The 18468-nt window shown below is 71.2% G+C and carries 20 protein-coding genes; 9 read left to right on the top strand and 11 right to left on the bottom strand.

What is annotated here, in order from left to right; all coding sequences use genetic code 11:
* Positions 1 to 11 precede the first annotated feature (11 nt).
* The 3 genes from OP79_RS05060 to OP79_RS05070 all read left to right on the top strand — a co-directional run bounded on the left by OP79_RS05060 (position 12) and on the right by OP79_RS05070 (position 3496).
* Positions 12 to 1271 (top strand): Clp protease N-terminal domain-containing protein, encoded by a 1260-nt coding sequence (locus OP79_RS05060; protein WP_033318752.1) that lies wholly within the window; start codon positions 12 to 14, stop codon positions 1269 to 1271.
* Between the two features lie 85 nt (positions 1272 to 1356).
* Complete coding sequence (locus OP79_RS05065) at positions 1357 to 2832, top strand: sensor histidine kinase (protein WP_051744422.1); 1476 nt, start codon at positions 1357 to 1359, stop codon at positions 2830 to 2832.
* Positions 2833 to 2836: 4 nt separating this feature from the next.
* On the top strand, positions 2837 to 3496 hold the full coding sequence (locus OP79_RS05070) for a response regulator (RefSeq protein ID WP_033318753.1): 660 nt from the start codon (positions 2837 to 2839) through the stop codon (positions 3494 to 3496).
* Between the two features lie 108 nt (positions 3497 to 3604).
* On the opposite strand, the gene OP79_RS05075 is transcribed toward OP79_RS05070, so the two are convergent.
* On the bottom strand, positions 3605 to 4528 hold the full coding sequence (locus OP79_RS05075; RefSeq protein WP_033318754.1) for an LLM class F420-dependent oxidoreductase: 924 nt from the start codon (positions 4526 to 4528) through the stop codon (positions 3605 to 3607).
* 338 nt (positions 4529 to 4866) lie between these two features.
* Between OP79_RS05075 and OP79_RS05080 the strand changes: the two genes are divergently transcribed.
* The 4 genes from OP79_RS05080 (at position 4867) to OP79_RS05095 (ending at position 7926) form a co-directional block, all read left to right on the top strand.
* Positions 4867 to 5373, top strand: a complete 507-nt coding sequence (locus OP79_RS05080) for a DUF2617 family protein (RefSeq protein WP_033318755.1) — start codon at positions 4867 to 4869, stop codon at positions 5371 to 5373.
* Positions 5370 to 5774, top strand: a complete 405-nt coding sequence (locus tag OP79_RS05085) for a DUF4247 domain-containing protein (RefSeq protein ID WP_033318756.1) — start codon at positions 5370 to 5372, stop codon at positions 5772 to 5774. The genes OP79_RS05080 and OP79_RS05085 overlap by 4 nt, the downstream gene beginning before the upstream one ends.
* 97 nt (positions 5775 to 5871) lie before the next feature.
* Positions 5872 to 6309 (top strand): DUF350 domain-containing protein, encoded by a 438-nt coding sequence (locus OP79_RS05090; protein WP_033318757.1) that lies wholly within the window; start codon positions 5872 to 5874, stop codon positions 6307 to 6309.
* Positions 6310 to 6321: 12 nt separating this feature from the next.
* A complete protein-coding gene (locus OP79_RS05095; RefSeq protein ID WP_033318758.1) occupies positions 6322 to 7926 on the top strand; it encodes a polyamine aminopropyltransferase in 1605 nt (534 codons plus the stop codon).
* Positions 7927 to 8013: 87 nt separating this feature from the next.
* Here the strand turns inward: OP79_RS05095 and OP79_RS05100 are convergent, their stop codons facing one another.
* Positions 8014 to 8853: a helix-turn-helix transcriptional regulator gene (locus OP79_RS05100; RefSeq protein WP_033318759.1), complete on the bottom strand. Its 840-nt coding sequence runs from the start codon at positions 8851 to 8853 to the stop codon at positions 8014 to 8016.
* A 102-nt stretch (positions 8854 to 8955) separates the two neighbouring features.
* On the opposite strand from OP79_RS05100, the gene OP79_RS05105 reads away from it, so the two are divergent.
* Positions 8956 to 9663 (top strand): SDR family oxidoreductase, encoded by a 708-nt coding sequence (locus OP79_RS05105; protein WP_033318760.1) that lies wholly within the window; start codon positions 8956 to 8958, stop codon positions 9661 to 9663.
* A gap of 1 nt (position 9664) precedes the next feature.
* Here the strand turns inward: OP79_RS05105 and OP79_RS05110 are convergent, their stop codons facing one another.
* The 9 genes from OP79_RS05110 to OP79_RS05150 form a co-directional block, all read right to left on the bottom strand.
* Complete coding sequence (locus OP79_RS05110; protein ID WP_033318761.1) at positions 9665 to 9928, bottom strand: hypothetical protein; 264 nt, start codon at positions 9926 to 9928, stop codon at positions 9665 to 9667.
* Positions 9929 to 10238: 310 nt separating this feature from the next.
* Positions 10239 to 10709, bottom strand: a complete 471-nt coding sequence (locus tag OP79_RS05115; RefSeq protein WP_033318762.1) for a DUF6099 family protein — start codon at positions 10707 to 10709, stop codon at positions 10239 to 10241.
* Between the two features lie 172 nt (positions 10710 to 10881).
* Positions 10882 to 11211, bottom strand: coding sequence for a nucleotide pyrophosphohydrolase (locus tag OP79_RS05120; RefSeq protein WP_033318763.1), 330 nt, complete (start codon positions 11209 to 11211; stop codon positions 10882 to 10884).
* Positions 11208 to 12473, bottom strand: coding sequence for an AAA family ATPase (locus OP79_RS05125; RefSeq protein ID WP_033318764.1), 1266 nt, complete (start codon positions 12471 to 12473; stop codon positions 11208 to 11210). Before OP79_RS05125 ends, OP79_RS05120 begins: the two co-directional genes overlap by 4 nt.
* 92 nt (positions 12474 to 12565) lie before the next feature.
* The gene (locus tag OP79_RS05130) at positions 12566 to 12955 is read right to left on the bottom strand and encodes a cell division protein SepF (RefSeq protein ID WP_033318765.1); all 390 of its coding nucleotides are present in this window, start codon (positions 12953 to 12955) and stop codon (positions 12566 to 12568) included.
* Between the two features lie 166 nt (positions 12956 to 13121).
* Positions 13122 to 15086, bottom strand: a complete 1965-nt coding sequence (locus OP79_RS05135; protein ID WP_033318766.1) for an ABC transporter permease — start codon at positions 15084 to 15086, stop codon at positions 13122 to 13124.
* Between the two features lie 41 nt (positions 15087 to 15127).
* Entirely contained in the window at positions 15128 to 15910 is a 783-nt protein-coding gene (modA, locus tag OP79_RS05140; RefSeq protein ID WP_033318767.1) for a molybdate ABC transporter substrate-binding protein, read from the bottom strand.
* Between the two features lie 52 nt (positions 15911 to 15962).
* Positions 15963 to 16367 (bottom strand): TOBE domain-containing protein, encoded by a 405-nt coding sequence (locus OP79_RS05145; RefSeq protein WP_033318768.1) that lies wholly within the window; start codon positions 16365 to 16367, stop codon positions 15963 to 15965.
* A 66-nt stretch (positions 16368 to 16433) separates the two neighbouring features.
* A complete protein-coding gene (locus OP79_RS05150) occupies positions 16434 to 17192 on the bottom strand; it encodes an FHA domain-containing protein (protein WP_033318936.1) in 759 nt (252 codons plus the stop codon).
* 308 nt (positions 17193 to 17500) lie between these two features.
* On the opposite strand from OP79_RS05150, the gene OP79_RS05155 reads away from it, so the two are divergent.
* Entirely contained in the window at positions 17501 to 18436 is a 936-nt protein-coding gene (locus tag OP79_RS05155; RefSeq protein WP_033318769.1) for an alpha/beta hydrolase fold domain-containing protein, read from the top strand.
* Positions 18437 to 18468: the final 32 nt, after the last annotated feature.

The raw sequence follows: 18468 nt of genomic DNA on the forward strand, positions 1-18468 counted from the left end.
GGGAACGTTCGATGCACCAGCGACCGACGACCGGAGCACACACCGACGCCACCGCCATGGCCGTACTGGCCGGAGCGCCCACGGAGTTCGAGCTCGACGTCATGGACCTGCTCGTAAAGGCACTGCGCGGGGCCGTCAAGCTCGAGTCACCGGCCGTGGGCACCGAACACCTGCTGTCCGCGCTCGTGATGGGGGAGACGGACGCCGGTTCGGCGATCGCCCCCGGGATGCGGAAGGCCGGGTCGCTCAGCGGCCTGGTCGCGGGCCGGGGCGGGCGTGGTTGGGCGAACGACGACGGGGACGGCGGCACACCGGTCGAGGCCACCGACGAGGACGAGGCCGAGGTCACCGCCACCTGGCGCGAGGCACAGTGGCGCCTCGGGCTCGAGACCGGCGCATCACGTGGCTCGCGCAAGGCGAAGGGACCGGCCGGGGAGAGCGGCCGGCCTCTGCCCGGGATGACCGACGCGACGCGGATGTGCCTGCTGCTCGCGCTCAGGTCGGCCCGCGCCGAAGGGACGGTCGCGGTGCGCTGCCGGCACGTGGCGCGGGCCCTGCTGAACCTGCCGGCGAGCCGGGCCCGGGAAGCACTGGTCGTGGAGAGGTTGGACCTGGCCGCCGCGGCCACGGCACTCGACGCACTGGACGCGAGGGCCTCGGCGGAGACCGAGGGACCGGAATCCCGTGGCGTCCTGCTTCTCCGCCGGGCCGGCACGCTGGGCAAGAGCGGCAACCGCCTGTCCCGCGCTATAACGTCGTGGACCTCAGGGGCGTCCGTCTACGGCTCACCGGTGATGTTCGCGGTGACCGGCGAGGCCGCACGGCAGGCGGCGCGGTACGGGCGCGGCGAGACGGAGCCCGTGGACCTCCTGCTGGGAATCCTGGCCCTGGACCGGGCCCTGGCCGTTGCCGGACGGTCGCTGCCCGAGGATCTGGCATCCGTCAGCACGGCCGCCGAACTGTTGCGCCGGCACGGCGTACGGCACGGGCCCCTGGCCCGTTCGGCGACCATCAGCACACCGGCCGACTCGGGCGCCCACACACGTCTCTCCGACTCCGCCCAGCAGGTCAAGGCGGCCGCGCAGCTCATCGCCGCCGAGCAGGGTTCGCCCACGGTCGGTACGACCCACCTGCTGGCCGCGCTGCTCGAAGCACCCGCGGTGGACGCGGAGGCGGGCGACGAGGGCCGCACGGTCGGACGGCTGCTGGCCGCCGAGCACGTGGACACCGCCGCGTTGCGGGCGGAGCTGGGTCCGCGGTCGGGCGCGTGACATCGGGGCATCACCGGGCGGCGGCCGTCTCTGCCGCGGCTACCGTTCCCTCCGGCGGATCCGTGGTGCCGGGGCAGAGGTGAGTATGAGTCAAGTGACGGAAGACGAACGGCAAGTAGCCGGGCCCTCAGGGCGCGGACCGCGCGCTGCGGCACGGCGGCTGCGTCGCGAGGCGGCCGAGACCCTGGCCGCGATACGCGCCGCACCACGCCGTACGGTCCGCGCTGAGATCCTCGTGTGCGTCCTCACGGCGGCCTTCGGACTGATCCCGCTGCTGGTGGTGCGTCCGGAACGGCCGGTTCTCGCGGTCCTTGAGGCGCTGTGGGCGGCGCTGCTCATGGCGGCGCGGCGCGGCCGGCCGGTCGCCGCGGTCCTGTGCACCTCTCCGCTGCTCCTGGGTGTCAACGTGTGGATGCTGCCGGTGGCGCCGATCGTCGTGCTGTCCGCCACCCGTCGTATCGCACCACCTCGGCGGGCCTGGCGGGTCGTCGGTGCGGCCTGCGCCGCGGCCGGTGTCCTGACCGTCGCCCTGGACCTGTCCCGGTGGGAGACCCTGCCGACGAAACTGGCCGAGAACGCGATCTCCGCGGCGCTCCTCCTGCTGCTCCCGGCCCTGGCCGGCACCCTGCTCGGCCGGCGTCGGCCCCTGGTCGACCTGCTGCGGGAGCGCAACGCCTATCTGGAACAGGCCCGTACGCTGACCGACGCGGCGGCCCGGATGGAGGAGCGGACCCGGATCGCGGGCGAGATGCACGATCTGCTGGGCCACCGACTGAGCCTGATCTCGGTGCACGCGGGGGCGCTGGAAATGGCTGCCGTGCGGCAGGCGCCTCCCCTCGCGGGGCAGGCGGAACTGCTGCGCACGACCGCGGGCACGGCCATGGAGGAGCTGCGCGAGATCCTCGGTGTCCTGCGGCACACGGACCTGGCGGACGAGACCGGGAGCGACCGCGGGACGCGTGAGGACATCACCGCTCTGGTGACCCAGTCACGGCAGGCGGACGGCGGCCGGATCGAGTTGGACTGGTCGGTTCCCGACACGGTCGAGGTCGAGGCCCGTACCCGGCAGGCGATCCACCGGGTGGTCCGCGAAGGTCTGACGAACGTGCTGAAACACGCGTCCGGCGCGCCCACCAGGGTGGAGGTCAGGGCCACGGCCGAGGGGATCGAGGTGTCCGTCACCAACGCGGTGCCGCTCGTCACCCGCCGCTCCCACGGAGGAACTCACAGCGGTTTGGCCGGTCTTCAGGAGCGGGTCTCGTTGCTCGGCGGCACCTTCGCGGCGGGCTCCCTGACGGACGGTGGCTTCCGCGTGGCGGCATGGCTGCCGTCCCGGACGAACAGGCCCCTGCCCACGCCTTCGCAGACTGCCGCGGTGCCGCTCCCCCATGCGCCCTTCCCTCCTTCCCGCACCACCGAGCGGGAAGGGTCCCGCGCCCCGATGTCGGCAGAGGTGCTGACCTGGCCGCGTGTCCTCGGAGCGGGCTGCGCGGCGGCGCTCGTGGTGCTGCCGACGGCGGGTTTCCTCGTCGTACTGCTGATCGCGGCGGCCCTAAGATGAGCTGATGATCCGAGTCCTCATCGCCGACGACGAGGCCCTGATGCGCGTCGGAATCCGGCTGATCCTGGAGAACGCCGAGGACATCGAGGTCGTGGCCGAGGCGGGCGACGGTCTCGAAGCCGCCGCGGCCTGCCGCTCCCAGGACATCGATGTCGCCCTGCTCGACATCCAGATGCCGACCAGGGACGGAATCGCGGCCGCCGAGGACATCGCCCGCGTCTCGCCCCGTACGTACGTCGTGATGCTGACGGCCTTCGGCGAGGAGGCGAGCGTGACGCGCGCCCTGCGGGCCGGGGCGAGCGGCTATCTCCTCAAGGACACCGGCCCTGCCGAGCTGATCCGTGCCGTGCAGCTCGCCGCGAAGGGCGAACCGGTGCTGGCGCCCCGTATCACCCGCCAACTGCTGGACCGGCATGTGCAGTCCGGCCGTGACACCGAGGCCGCCCTGCGCAGGACGGAGGAACTCACGCCGGCCGAACGGGAGGTCCTGCGGCTGCTCGGTACGGGCCTGTCGAACGCGGAGATCGCCGACCAGCTGTATCTGAGCGCCGGCACGGTCAAGGCGCACATCAGCCGGATCCTGACCCGCACAGGCTGCGCCAACCGCGTACAGGCCGCCGTCCTGGCCCACGACGCCGGGCTGCTCGACGACCGCTGCGCGTGACCAGGTCCACCCCGCTCCCGGCCGGCGTCCGCCGACCAGGAGCGGGATAACCCGGACACCGGGAGGCCCGGAGACCGGAGACCGGGACGAGCTTGCGGTGGCCGTCGGTTACTGGAGCTGGGACTGCACCTGGGCGGAGATCAGGTCGAGGTGGTCCAGGTCGTGGAGGTCGAGGATCTGGAGGTAGATGCGCTGGGCGCCGATCTCCGCGTAGCGGCCGATCTTGTCGACGATCTCGGCCGGGGAGCCGGCCAGACCGTTGGTCTTCAGTTCGTCCACCTCGCGGCCGATCGCGGCGGCGCGGCGGGCGACCTCCGCGTCGTCCTTGCCTGCGCAGACGACGAGGGCGTTGGAGTAGACCAGCTCGTCGCCCTTACGCCCTGCCTCCTCCGCCGCCGCCCGTACGCGGCCGAACTGGCGCTCGGTGTCCTCTATCGATCCGAAAGGCAGGTTGAACTCATCGGCGAACTGGGCTGCGAGGCGCGGCGTACGGCTCGCGCCGTGGCCGCCGATGAGGACCGGGACCTTGGCCTGTGCGGGCTTGGGCAGCGCGGGCGAGTCGGTCAGGTCGTAGTACGTGCCGTGGTGGCTGAAGGTCTGGCCGGCCTCCGTCGCCCACAGGCCCGTGACGATCGCCAGCTGTTCTTCCAGGCGGGCGAACTTCTCCTTCGGGAACGGTATGCCGTACGCCTTGTGCTCCTCCTCGAACCAGCCCGCGCCCAGGCCCAGTTCGACTCGGCCGCCGGACATCTGGTCGACCCCGGCGACCTGGATCGCCAGAACGCCGGGCAGCCGGAAGGTACCGGCCGTCATCAGAGTGCCGAGGCGTATGCGCTTCGTCTCGCGGGCGAGCCCGGCGAGGGTGATCCAGGCGTCGGTGGGACCCGGGAGGCCGTCCCCGGACCCCATGCGCAAGTAGTGGTCGGAGCGGAAAAAGGCGTCGAAGCCGAGGTCTTCGGTGGCCTTGGCCACGGCGAGCAGGGTGTCGTAGCTGGCCCCTTGCTGGGGCTCGGTGAAGATTCGAAGATCCATGCCTCCATCCTGCACGGTCGGATACCGGTCGACGCCACGGGCTCCGCCGTTCCTCCGCGCCCTCGGAACCGACTCCGCCTGACGGCCGCCGCCCCCGGCAATCGCCGCTGCCCGCATCCCGAAGAAACGCCCACTGGAGCTCTTGACCAAGTGCTGCGTCAACTCGTCGTCGCCATCGAAGGGTTTGTCGCTCGTGCGGTTCTTGAGTGCGTTACTCCCCCCCAGGTCCAACGGAAGGCGAGGCTCTTCACCCCCACGCCTCCCCCACCCCTCAAGTCCCACGAATACATGTGCCATACTCGGGCGCCGATCATGGCAAGAAGCGACCGGGGGGCCGTGTGTACGCCGTTTCTCTGGACGCCCCCTATCTGGACACGGATGCGGATCAACTCTGCTTCTCGCTGGACCTGGCGGAGCGTCCGGCGCTGGCAGAGCGTGTGGTGTCGCTCGGCGGGCTGGATGTGCGGCTGCGGCTGCTCGGGGCCTCGCACCAGGTGTTCGCCGGTCCCGTGAGAGAGACGGTGGCCTGTCTGCAGGGCGCGGTGAGGGGTTTGCCCGAGGCCTGCACCCGTCAACTGCCGGGCTGGGGCTACGATTTCGGCGCCACCACCCGCCGGCTGACTCCCGAGGAGTTCAGCGCCGAGGTGGCGCGGGTCCTCGGCCGGGCCACCAACGCCGAGCACAGTCTGTGCGGAGTCTTTCCCGGTTCGCCGGAGGCGGTCACCGCGGTGGTCGTCGAGACGGTCGAGGGACCGTACGGCGCCGGGCTCGTCTGGCGCACCTGGCACACGTATCCGCAGAACGGCCAGATCGTATCGACGTACAGCCGGCTGGAGGCCCGATGAACAGCGCCCGACTCGTCCGCGCAGCGGTGGCGGCCGTGCTGGCCGCGACCCTGCTCACCGCCTGCTCCAGCGACGGGGACGACGACGCGGTCCCGCGCGAGTGGATCAGGAAGACGTACACCGAGACCGGGGCGGACTGGCGCGACCCGAACAGCACCCCGAGCGAGGTCGCCCAGGCGGTCCACACCGAGCGGGCGGCAGAGGACCGTACCTCCGGCGACAGCATGGAGTTCCTGCGCTACGGCGACGACCTGGTCACCGTCTCGCCGCACCGGAGCGGCAGCCTGATCGAGATCGAGGACTACCGCGACGGCTACCGCCGTCACAAGCGGCACCTCATCTCCTGGCCGGACCCGGACAGCGCGAGCTTCCGCGGCGGCGGCCCCGGCGAGGGCAAGTAACGTCCGGTTGCCGACCGGATCACCCCCGACGCATCCCGCGTTCCTCCCGCACAGCACCTGATCACGCCCCGACCCCGCCCCCAAGAAAGGCAACGCAGTGACCGAGATCTTCGAGTCGACCGGCCAGTCCCTGCTCTACGGAGTCGTGGGCCTCGTCGTGATGGCCGTCGGCTTCATCGCCCTCGACCTCGTCACGCCGGGCAAGCTGTACCACGTGGTGTGGACCGACCGGAACCGCGGCGCGGCCGTCCTGCTGGGCAGCCAGTCCGTCGCCGTGGGCCTGGTCATCATGAAGGCCATCGAGGCGAGCGAGTCCGAGCAGGGCCTCGGCTACGGCCTGATCAGCACGCTGCTGTACGGCCTGGCCGGGGTGCTGGTGATGACCGTCGTCGGCATCGTGATCGGCGTGCTCACGCCGGGCCAGATGGGCGCGGTCGTCCTCGACGACCAGGACGGCCGTCCGCACCCCGCCGCCTGGGTCCAGGCCGGCATGTACCTGGGCACCGGGTTCATGGTCGGCGCGGCGATCTCGTAACGGCGCCCCACGATGAGCGCCACCACCGCGCAAGGCCGCGACACCACCACGGCGCCCTCCCGCCCCCCGGCCGTCCGGCACACCCGCGGGGCTCGCTTCCTGCTGCTGTTCGCCGTCTTCCTCTGCGCGGCCTGCGGCCTTGTCTACGAGCTGGCCCTGACCGCACTGGGCAGCTACCTCATCGGCAACTCGGTGCTCCAGACCTCCGTGGTGATCTCCGTGATGGTGTGCGCCATGGGGCTCGGCTCCCTCGCCGCCAAACCTCTGCGCCGCCGCGCGGTGGGCGCGTTCGCGCTCGTGGAGGGCGTGCTGGCGCTGGTCGGCGGACTGTCGGTGCTGGTGCTGTACGCGGCGTTCGCCTGGCTCCAGCTGTACACCCCGGCGATGATCGTGGTCGCGGTGGCCGTCGGCATGCTGATCGGCGCCGAGATCCCGCTGCTGATGACCCTGCTCCAGCGGATCCGGCGGCAGGAGGCGGGCAGCGCGGTCGCCGACATGTTCGCCGTCGACTACATCGGGGCGCTGGTCGGCGGCCTGGGCTTCCCGCTGTGGCTCCTGCCGACGTTCGGCCAGCTGAAGGGCACGCTGGTGGTCGGCGCGGTCAACGCGGTGGCCGGGGTCATCGTGGTGGTGTTCATCTTCCGCCGGCAGATGCGGCGCTGGGTGCAGGGCGCCCTGCTGGCCGGGGTCACGGCGGTCCTGGCCGTGCTCGGTACGACGTACGCGTTCGCGGACGACCTGGAGGTGACCGCGCGCCAGCAGATGTACCGGGACCCGATCGTCCACTCCGAGACGACGCCGTACCAGGAGATCGTCGTCACCCGCTCCACCGCCTTCACCGGCGAACCGGACATACGCCTCTTCCTCAACGGCGACCTCCAGTTCAGCTCCGTCGACGAGTACCGCTACCACGAGTCCCTCGTCCATCCCGCCCTCGCCGGCTCCCGCGCCAACGTGCTGATCATGGGCGGCGGCGACGGGCTCGCCCTGCGCGAGGTGCTGCGCTACGACGACGTCCAGCACGTCACCCTCGTGGAACTGGACCCGGCGATGACCCGGCTCGCGCGCGACTTCGAGCCCCTGCGCGACCTCAACGACAAGGCGCTGGACGACCCGAGGGTCAAGGTCGTCAACGCCGACGCCTTCAACTGGCTGCGCGGCGCCCGCCAGCACTACGACGCGGTCGTCATCGACTTCCCCGACCCGGACACGGCGGCGCTGGCCAAGCTGTACTCGGTGGAGTTCTACCACCTGCTCGGCCAGGTCCTGACGCCGCAGAGCAGGGTGATGGTGCAGAGCGGGTCGCCGTTCTTCGCGCCGAAGACGTACTGGTCGATCGCGAAGACGATCGAGACGGCGGGCTACGCGACCACCGAGTTCCAGGTCGACGTACCGAGCTTCGGCAACTGGGGCTACGTCCTGGCCACCCCGGGCGGCGGCACGTCCCCACCGCTGCGGCTGGCATCGGACGCCCCGCAACTGCGCTACCTGGACGAGGCGGTCCTGAAGGCCGCCGCGGTGTTCCCCGTGGACCGCCGCCGCCAGGACGTACGGCCGAGCACGCTGATGGACCCGGCCGTGCTGGAGTACGTACTGGACGAGTGGGAGAACTACTGACCGCCCGCGGTCGAGATCATCTGCCTTGTGGGCAGGGACGGGTTCGCGGCAGCAGCTCCTACGACCCTCCAGAAGCTCAAGCAGGCGCTACTCGACCAGGTTCTGGATGCCGACCACCGAGATCAGCTCCAGCTTCTCGGCGGCCCCGGTGCCCGGCTCGGCCGAGTAGACGAGGATGTACAGGCCGCTCTCCTCCAGTCGAAGCAGGTCGCAGTCCAGCGTCAGCAGGCCCACCTGCGGATGCTCGATCGTCTTGTGCCAGGCCTCGAACCGTCCCACGGCACCCGCGTCCCACAGCTCGGCGAACCACTCGCTGTTGGTACGCAACTCCGTTATCAGGCGCCGCAGTTGACGGTCCGCCGGATAGCGGGCGGCGGTCCTCCGCAGCTGGGAGACCATGCCGGCCTCGCAGGCGCTGCGTTCCTCGGGTGTATGCCGCACCCGGGTCGGCGCACCCATGAAGTAGCGCCACGCGTCGTTGCGTTCCAAGCCGCGCAGGCCGGACGGGTCGCCCATCAGCGCCGCGTACATCGGGTTGGCCAGCAGCAGCGTCATGGCCGCGTCGGAGACCGCGACGGGTGCGTCGACGAGCCGGTCCAGCAACCGCTGGACGCTGGGCGTGATGTGCCCGGGCACCATGTCGGGACCGGGCGGGATCAGCCCCGCCAGCCCGAACAGGTATGCCCGCTCGTCCCCCGACAGCCGCAGCGCACGGGCCAGCGCCTCGACGACCTGCCCGGAGGGGTTGGCCGCCCGGCCCTGTTCGAGGCGCGTGATGTAGTCGACCGAGATCCCGGCCAGCAGGGCCAGCTCCTCGCGCCGCAGACCGGCCGCGCGCCGGTGTCCACCGGAGAGCAGCCCCGCCGCGTGCGGGACGACTCGGTCACGCCAGCGCCGCAGCGCCTGTCCGAGTTCCGTCGCCGCCATGTTCCCCAGTGAACACCGCCGACCGCACATGTGCCTGGTACTCGCAGTCCCAGGAAGAAGGGTCTTCTGGCTGACCTCACCGCCGCGCCGCAGTCTGGACGCATGACGACAACACTGATCACCGGAGCCAACAAGGGCCTCGGCCACGAGACCGCCCGCCAGCTCATCGCCACAGGTCACACGGTCTACGTGGGAGCCCGCGACGCCGAGCGCGGACGCCGGGCCGCCGAGCAGCTGGGGGCACGGTTCGTCCTCCTCGACGTCACCGACGACGCCACGGTCGAGGCCGCGGCCAAGACCGTCGAGGCCGACGGCGGCCTCGACGTACTGATCAACAACGCCGGAATCGCGAGCAGGGCCGACGCCCACAGTGTGCCCACCGCCGCGACCGTGACCGCCGACCAGATGCGGAACACCTTCGAGACGAACGTCTTCGGCGTCGTCCGCGTCACCCACGCCTTCCTGCCCCTGCTACAGCGCTCGGCCGCACCGGTCATGGTCAACGTCAGCGGCGGCCTGGCTTCGCTGACCAACCTCTCCGACCCCGAACATCCCACGCACTTCTACCCGGGCGTCGCCTACCCGGCGTCCAAGACCGCGGTCAACATGCTCACCGTGCAGTACGCGAAGGCGTTCCCGGACATGCGGATCAACTCCGTCGAGCCCGGCTTCATCAAGACGGACCTCAACGACAACACGGGCACTCAGACCGTCGAACAGGGCGCCGAGATCATCGTCCGCATGGCGCAGATCGGTCCCGACGGCCCGACCGGGGGCTACTTCGACGCCAGCGGGCCGATGCCCTGGTGAGTCACAGCTGCACCGGCCGGGGCGCCGCGTCCTCCGCGCGCAGCAACGCCCCGGCCTGACGGGTCAACTCCCGTGCACTGCCCAGCAGTCCGTCCAGGACGACGGCCCGGCGCAGGTGCCGGTGCCGGTGCCGGTGCAGCGGGTGTTCGGCGGTGAACCCGATCCCGCCCAGCACCTGCTGGCAGTGCCGGGTCGCGGTCAGCGCCGCCTGACCGGACGCCTGACGCAGTACCCGCAGTGCCGCACCCAGCTCGGAACGGTTCACGCGGCGTGCTTGGCCCACCAGTCGTCGAACGGCTCGGCGTGCGCCAGCGCCGTGTCCCGGCAGGCCACGAACTCGGCGCCCCGCTCGTCGGGCAGTACGTCGGCCCCGAGGAACTCGCCGCCCTCACCGTGCTGTTCGCGGACGTGTTCGTCGGCGCCTGCGTGGTCAGTTCGTGGCGGGGTGACGCCGGCCGAGCAAGGCCGATGGACTCCGGGGCGCCATCCCAGCCAGGTTCAGGGGCCAGGCACTCCTGGCGGTGTCCGGGACAGCGCTCCGAGGATGGGACGGATCGGGGGCGACCGTGCGCCCCCTACGCCGCAGACCCCCGCTCCCGCTCAGCCTCATCCCGCACCGCCAGCCGCCGCAGCATCTCAAGAACCCTGTCGCGGGACTCGTCCGCCGCGTCGATCGCTTCCATGCACTGCCAGTACATGGCCTCATCCGCCGCCGAGGCGATGCTCACGAGGGCGATGCCCACCTCACCCAAGAGGCCGCTGAGGTCGACGAGAGCTTGGCGGGCATCGCCCAGTTCCGTGAGTTGTGCGGCGCGCAGGGTGCCGGCTCTCGGCAGGGGCACGTCCAGGACGCTGCAGCCTCTGCCTGCCAGTTCGGTCAACCCCACTGCCTCGCCTCGTAATTCGGGAGGACCGGACATGGCGAGGCGACTGCCTATCGCCTGGGCGAGGGCCTGCGCCTGGCAGGCCTCCGCCATGATGCCCCCCGCGTCCTCACTTCCCATCAGGGCCCGTCTGCTCGCACCGATGAGCCGCACCGCGTCCATGCACTGTCCTCGTCTGTCCCGACGCGTTCTTCACACGCCTGCCCGAGCTCCACCTACCACTACCCAGAGTGAAGGGACTCGGGACGAAAAGCCAGAGGAAGCCGGAAATCTGTGGACAATGAGTCGAGCGTGGACAACTCGATGACTCCGGAGAGTGACGAATTGCGTCGCGTCACGTCCCGTCCACCGGAAACCTCTCCTCGTTCCGGTCGATCTTCGCGGAGAGTGCCGCGAGGGGATCGATGTCGAGCACCTCGCACAGCTGGAGCAAGTACGACAGGACGTCCGCGACTTCGTCCGTCACGCGGAACGCCTTCTTCGGGTCGGACATCACTCGGGCCGATTCGTCCGGCGTCAACCACTGGAAGATCTCTACGAGTTCGGAGGCCTCGACGCTGAGCGCGGCGACCAGGTTCTTCGGGGTGTGGTACTGCTGCCAGTTCCGCGCCGCCGCGAACTCGGTCAGTCTGCGCTGGAGCTGGGCCACGTCAAGTTCTGTCACGGCTCAAGGTGTACCACCGTGACCCCGTCCACTCCCGAGGCCCAGGAGGCGTCGCTGACGGCCCCCACCAGCCGGATGTGCCCGCGCTCACACATCCGCGCCGCCAGCCGTACGAGCTGGTCCCGCTGGCGCCCGTCCAGATCGCGGTCGAAGCCGTCGGCCAGCACAGTGAGCGTCTGGAGCGCCTCGGGCACCTCCCCCGCCGTGTCGACCTCCAGCACACCCGGCCCGGTGAGCAGCACCAGGGCGAGGGCCAGGTATCTCAACTCCCCGTCCCCCAGCAGTCCGAGAGGCGTCCGCAGCCCGTCGCCCCGGTCCAGCACCGCTCGGACTGCCGGTGCCGCCCGGACTGCTCGGACGGCCTGGACCGTGTGGCCCGCCCGAGCCCTCGGTACCGATCCCTGCCCGGCGTCGGACAAAACCTGCTCAGCCAGTACGTCCACGACCCGCCCCGCACACCCGTCCCGTACTGCCGCGACCAGCAGCCCGTGCCGCCTCCCGCACTCCGACCGCGTACGCCACAGCACCTCGGCGAGGTTGTCGCAGCCGGGCAGCAGCCGTCCCGCGCCGAGCGGCACGGGCGCGCGCATGTGCCGGGGTACCGGGTCGCAGGCGAAGACGGATCGCAGGGCGACCACCATCTGCTCGGCGGCGGCGAGGACTTGGCGCTGGCCGTCCGTCTTGCCGGCCACGCGCAGCGGCAGCAGCGCGGTGCCGAGCCGGTCGTCGGGGAGCGGGGCCCGGGTCACGGAGGACGAGCCCGCCGTGTACCAGGCCGCCTGCACGGTGGGGCGGCTCGGGTCGCGCAGGGCCGTCTCCAGCAGGGTCACTCCGCCGGTCGTCAACCGCTCGCCCACGATGCGGAGTTCGGGCTCGGCCTGCACGGCGAGGTCGAGTCGTACGACTCCTGCGGGGCCGTCCACCGTGCAGCCGATACGGAACCCGCGTCGCCGCCCGGCATCGGGCCGGGCCCGCTCGGGAACGCAGGCGCCGGGATCCGGGAACACCTCGTCCAGCGACGCCCCGCCACCCAGTCGCGCCAGTGCCTCGTAGGCCCGTAGCGCACTGGTCTTGCCGCTGCCGCTGGGCCCCGAGAGGAGGGTCAGCGGGCCGAGCGGGAACTCCGCGCGCCGGTGCCCGGCGAAGGCCGAGAGGCGGAGTGCGGTGACGCTCGGCCGCCGGTCCGGTCCGGGCGGCCCGCCGCAAGCAGCTTCTTCGGCAGGTACAGCGTCCGCGGCGGCGCTCAGGAATGGCACGGTCATATCCGGACCGTAGGCTTCCGTCGGCCTGCCGAACCGTTCCGCCCGGCGGACCTTCCTACGATCGAGGGATCAGCAGGTCAAGCAGGTGATCGTCAGGCGCCGGGGACTCCCGCCCCCTCCATCAGTCCGGCCACTTCGGTGCCCGGCGGCGTGAGCAGGAACACGTTCCGCTCGACGCGGTGCATGCCGCTCGCCAGGCCGAAGACCACGCCCGTACTGAAGTCCAGTACGCGCTTGGCGACGTCCGGTTCGGCGCTGGTGAGGTCGAGGAGGACCGGGATACCGGCCATCAGCGTCTCGGCAACCTCGCGCGCGTCCCCGAAGATATTGACCCGGAGCACGACGAAACGGCGGCGCGGTTCGGTGTCCGCGTCGGGGATCGACCGGTGGTCGACCGCCGAGGGCCAGGCGTCGCGGCCTCGCAGCGGGACGACCTGGGCGAGCCCTTCCCACTGTTCATCGGTGACGTCGTAGCCGTTCACCGGCTCCCCCCGACCTGTTTCGCACTGATTTCCTGCACCGGCCAATTCTTGCGCATGCTCACCCGTTCGGCCCAACAATGACACGGTCCGCGAGGCGGTCGTGCCGCACATCACGTCACATCACGTCGGCGACAGGCCACAGAGCTCTGCCGCGGGCACGGCGGGATCAGAGGCGTACGACCGTCGTCTCCGTCGCCTTGATGCTTGTCCATACGGACACTCCGTCCGCGAGGCCGAGGTCGGTGGCCGCCTGGGGGGTGATCTCCGCGACCACGTCCGGTGCCCGGTCGGAGGTGATGAGGACGCGCAGTCTGCTGCCGGTGGCGGTGATCTCGCGGACGGTGCCGGGCCAGACGTTGCGGGGGCTGCCGCTGGGCCGCTCGCGGTGGACGGCGACCGCTTCGGGGGCGATGATCGCGAGCGCTTCCGTGCCCGTCGGCAGCGGGTCCGCGATCACCAACCGTCCTCCGCCGTCGGCGAGTTCGAGCCCGTCGGCGGTCGCCGTGCCGGGCCAGGCGTTGCGGCCGAGCATGCGGGCCACCCACGGTGAGCGCGGATGGCGGGTGACCTCGGCGGGCGGGGCGTCCTGGACGGCGCGGCCCTCGTCGAGTACGAGCACGCGGTCGGCGAGCGACACCGCCTCGACGGGGTCGTGGGTGACGATCAGGCAGACTCCGCCGAAGCCTTCGAGGTGACGGCGCAGGGTGTGCCGTACCTGGGCGCGGGTGGTCTGGTCGAGGGCGGCGAGCGGTTCGTCGAGGAGCAGGAGTCGGGGGCGTACGGCCAAGGCCCTTGCCAGGGCGACGCGTTGGGCCTGGCCACCGGAGAGCTGGGCGGGTTTACGGTGCGCGAGGTGGCCCACCGCGAGCCGGTCGAGCCAGTCCTGTGCGGCGCGGCGGGCCTCGGTGCGCGGTACGCCGTGGGCGCGCGGGCCGTACGCCGTGTTGGCGAGTGCGGTGAGGTGTGGGAAGAGCGCGCCGTCCTGGGGGACCCAGGCGACTGCTCTGCGGTGCGGGGGCAGCGGGGTGGCGTCGGTGTCGCCGAGGCGCAGTGCGGCGTGGGCGCGGGGGGTCAGGCCGAGCAGGGCCCGCAGCAGGGTGGTCTTGCCCGCGCCGTTGGGGCCGACGACGGCGATGGTGGTGCCGGGGGCCGCGTCCAGGACGAGCTGGGTGAAGCCGGTGACCTCGGCGTGCAGGGACCAGCGTTCCCTGTCGGGAGCGGGGTCCTTGTACACAGCGGGGGTGTCCGCGGGTGAACTTCCCTCGTCCGCGGGCGGCTTGGGCGGATACGGGCGGGCACTGCCCGGCGTACCCGTGAAGCGGCCGCGCAGGGCGACGAGGACCGCCATCGCGATGGCCAGCAGCAACAGCGAGACGGAGGTCGCGGCCTGCGGGTTGTCCTGGAGCAGCAGGTACACCTGGAGGGGCAGGGTCTGCGTCGTGCCCGGAAGGTTGCCCGCGAAGGTGATGGTGGCGCCGAACTCGCCGAGGGCGCGGGCCCAGGTCAGCGCGGCTCCGGCGACGAGACCGGGGGCCACCATGGGCAGCGTCACGGTGCGGAAGACCCGTAGCGGCGAGGCCCCGAGGGAGGCTGCGGTCTCCTCGTAACGCGGCCGGAGTCCGGCGATCGCCCCTTCGAGGCTGATCACCAGGAAGGGCATCGAGACGAACGTGGCGGCGACGACCGCGCCCGAGGTGTGGAACGGCAGCGTGACGCCGAAGGCGTCCTCCAGCCAGGGCCCGAGCAGCCCGCGCCGCCCGAAGGCGAGCAGCAGCGCGACGCCGCCGACGGTGGGCGGCAGCACCATCGGCAGCAGGACGAGCGAGCGGACGAGGGCCTTGCCGGGGAACGGTACGCGCGCCAGCAGCCAGGCCAGCGGGACGCCGAGCACGAGCGACAGGCCCAGAGACCAGAAGGAGACGACCAGGGAGAGCTTCAGCGCCTCGCTTGTGCCCGGGCTGGTCAGGTGCTCGCTCAGGTCGCCCCAGTCGGTGCGGGCGAGGACGCCGGCCAGCGGGAGGAGCAGGAAGGCGATGGCGAGCAGGGCGGGGAGGGCGAGGGTGAGAGGCGTACGGGAGGAGCGGGTGCGCCTGGTCGCGGGACCCGAGTCGCCGGGGCGTAGGACTTTCATGACTGGCTACGGCTCATCACTGGTCACGGCTCATCGAATCGTCACGGCTTCTCGAAGCCCGCGCCGCGGAGGATCTGCTGGGCCTGCGGCGAGGACAGCCACTTCACGAAGGCCGTGGCCGCCGTGGAGTGCTGCGACTCCTTCAGGGTGGCGGCGGGGTAGGAGGCGATGGCGTTCTGGTCGGCGGGGATGGTGATCGCGTCGGTCTTGTCGGTCGCCGTGGCCGCGTCGGTCTTGTAGACGATGCCCGCGTCCGCCTCGCCGAGTTCGACCTTGCTGAGCACCGCACGGACGTTGGGCTCGTCGGAGACCGGTTTCACGGTGATGTTCCGGTCGGCGAGGACCTGCCTGCTGTAGCGGCCGACCGGCACCTCGGGCGCCGCGAGTACGACCTTCGTCCTGCTGTCGGCGAGGTCCTCAAGTCCCTCGATCTTCTTCGGGTTTCCCGCGCCGACGGCGATGACCAGTCGGTTCCTGGCGATGACGGTCGCGGTGCCGGTGTCGGCCCGCAGACCGTCCATCGTCTTCGTGTCGGCGGTGACGAGTACGTCGGCGGGGGCGCCCTGCTTCACCTGCGCGGCCAGTTCCTGGGATCCGGCGAAGGAGAAGGTCACCTTCGTACCCGGGTGGTCCTTCTCGTACGCGGCGCCCGCGGTCCTGAAGGCGTCGGTCAGGGAGGAGGCGGCCAGGACGGTGAGGTTCGCCGTGTCCGAACTCCCGCCGGTCTGCTCGGTGTTGTCATCGCCGCAGGCGGCGAGCGAGCCGAGCAGGGCGACGGCGGTGAGTACGGCGCCGGCGCGGCGCCCCGTACGGAGGAGGGACATGCCGTGGGGCTCCTTGCGAGGGGAGGTGCCGGGGACCGTGCCCTGCGGGTGGTCAGGCACGGTCGATGTGCACATTGGTCGACTTCACGCGGGCGGTGGCCTGCATACCGACCTCCAGGCCCAGTTCCTCGACGGCCTCCCGGGTCAGCAGGGAGACCAGGCGGTGCGGGCCCGCCTGAATCTCGACCTGGGCCGCGACGTCGCCCAGCTTCACGGCGGTGACGATGCCGGGGAACGCGTTGCGCGCCGAGGTGTACGGGTGCTCCTCCTCGCCGGTGCCGCTCTGTGCGCTCTGCGCGATCTCGATGGAGAAGGCGGCCAGATCACGGCCATCGATGAGGCGACGACCGCCTTCGTCGCGGTGCGTCGCGACGCGGCCGGCGTCCGCCCAGCGGCGCGCGGTGTCGGCACTGACACCGAGGAGCCGGGCCGCCTGCCCGATGGTGTAGGACTGCATGTGCGCAAGATTAAGCCGCAACGCCTAGCATCTGCAAGGAATTGTCTGACTCAAGCCCAGCAGGTGCTAGTCGATCATCTCCAGGTCCGGCGGGACGAGGGTGGTGGATTCGACCAGGCCCCTGAGGAGGTTGTGCAGGAGGTTGTTGTCCGTGGGCGCTCCGGACTCCTTGTCGTGGATCAGCGGGTAGGGGAAGCCGCCGCTGTGGAGGCGCTTGCGGACCTCCGTGATCTTGTGCTCGATACGGCGCTCGGTCCAGTTGTCGTCCGGGCGCAGACACTCCAGCAGGGCGGCGGCCTTCCGGTAGGACAGGGGGCGCGGGCCGTCCTCGTACAGGAGGTAGTGCTGGCCGAGTACGACCAGCAGCAGCCGTTCGTCCTCGGCGAGCGGCCAGAGGTGCGGCTTCAGGGTGCTCGCCTGGCGGCGCGGTACGAGGCCGGGGGTGTCATGGCTCGTCACGTACAGCTCGACCAGGTGTTCCCGGTAGCCCGAGCCCTTCACGAACAGCGGGGTGTAGCCCGGCGCGAGCGGGATGGGCTCGGTGGTGGTGTGCATCAGGCGGCCGTGCGGCAGGCGGACGAGTTGCTGTCCGGTGTTGCGCAGCCACCACTGACTTGCCTGGTACGTGAGTTCGCCGTGCCTGCGGCTGACCCTCAGGTCGTCCTCGCCCACCGCCAGGTCCACGTCCGGTTCCTCGCCGCGGCCGAAGCGGACCGTCAGGCCCGGTCGTGGCGGGACCCTGATGCCGCCGGTCAGTGAGCGCGCGTGCAGGGTGCCTGGACTGGTCTCGGTGACACCGCGAGCCAGACTCGCGAGCTGATCCATGGTGGCCTCCATCTGTCTTCTCGGTGTCGGGGAGTCGATCGGGTGGGGTGCGCGCCCCCCTCCGCCGCGCACCCCGGCGTCAGTGTGCCCGCGGGGACACGGGACCGGTCCCCGGCGGGGTGCGCACGGGCAGCACCGTACGGCCACCGTGGGCAGCTTGTGGCTGGTCGCGCCCACAAGTGGGAGCCGTTTCCCAGTCCCGCACCCCTGCCCGTACGCGCCGACCGTTCGCTACCATCGCCCCATCAGTCGATCGCCAAGAATCCTGATGATTGACCTCAACAATGAACAGCCCCGAACGGAGCCGTATGTCCCTCTTGGCCAGGCCCGCTGTGGCCTCCTTCGCCGCGAAGACCATGCAGCGCATGCTCGGGCTCGCGAGCCGACGAGCCAGTGGGCGCGGTTCCGCGGCCTCGTGGCGCGAGCGGCTTCCCGAGTTTCCGCGCGACGTCCGCGAGTTGACGGTACCGACGTCCATGGCTCCGGCCCCGGTCGAGGTGTACATGCCCAAATCCGAGGATGGGATACTCCCGCCGGTCCACGTCAACTTCCACGGCGGTGGATACGTGCTGCGGGGCGCGGAGATGGACGACGCGCTGTGCCGTTTCCTCGCCGCGGAGGCGGGCGTGGTCGTGATCAACGTGGACTACGTCGTCGCCCCGCAGCACCCGTTCCCCGCCCCGCCGAAGCAGGCGTACGAGGTCGTCCGCTGGGTGGCCGAGCACGGCGCCGAGCACGGCTGGGACGGCAGCCGGCTCACCGTGGGCGGACAGAGCGCCGGCGGCGGTCTCGCGGCGGCAGTGGCGCGTCAGGCCTTCGAGGAAGGCGGGCCGGCGATCGCGCTCCAGGTCCTCCACTATGCGCCGCTCGACCTCGCGACGAGCGCCGAGCACAAGAAGGCCCACATCCCCAAGCCGGTGTTGCGCCCGTGGATGGCCGCGATCTTCGACAGCTCGTACGTACCGGACCCGGCCCAGCGCACCGACCGCCTGATCTCTCCGGCCAACCCGGCGGACACCGCGGACCTCACGGGTATCGCCCCGGCGCTCGTCATCACCGCGGAGTACGACCTCCTGCGAGCCGAGAGCGAGCGGTACGCCGGGCGCCTGTACAAGGCCGGGGCGCTGGCCGAGCACCACGTCGTGCTCAAGGCCGACCACGGCTACGACCTCAAGGGCACCAAGGCCGCCCGGCCGGTCTACGCGCTGATCGCGGACCATGTGCGGCGGGCCGTCAACGCGTAGGCAGAGGCAGCGAGTTGAGCTGCCGATCGCGT

Origin of the sequence: Streptomyces yerevanensis (assembly GCF_000716805.1) — a bacterium.
GTDB classification, from domain to species: Bacteria; Actinomycetota; Actinomycetes; order Streptomycetales; family Streptomycetaceae; genus Streptomyces; species Streptomyces flaveus.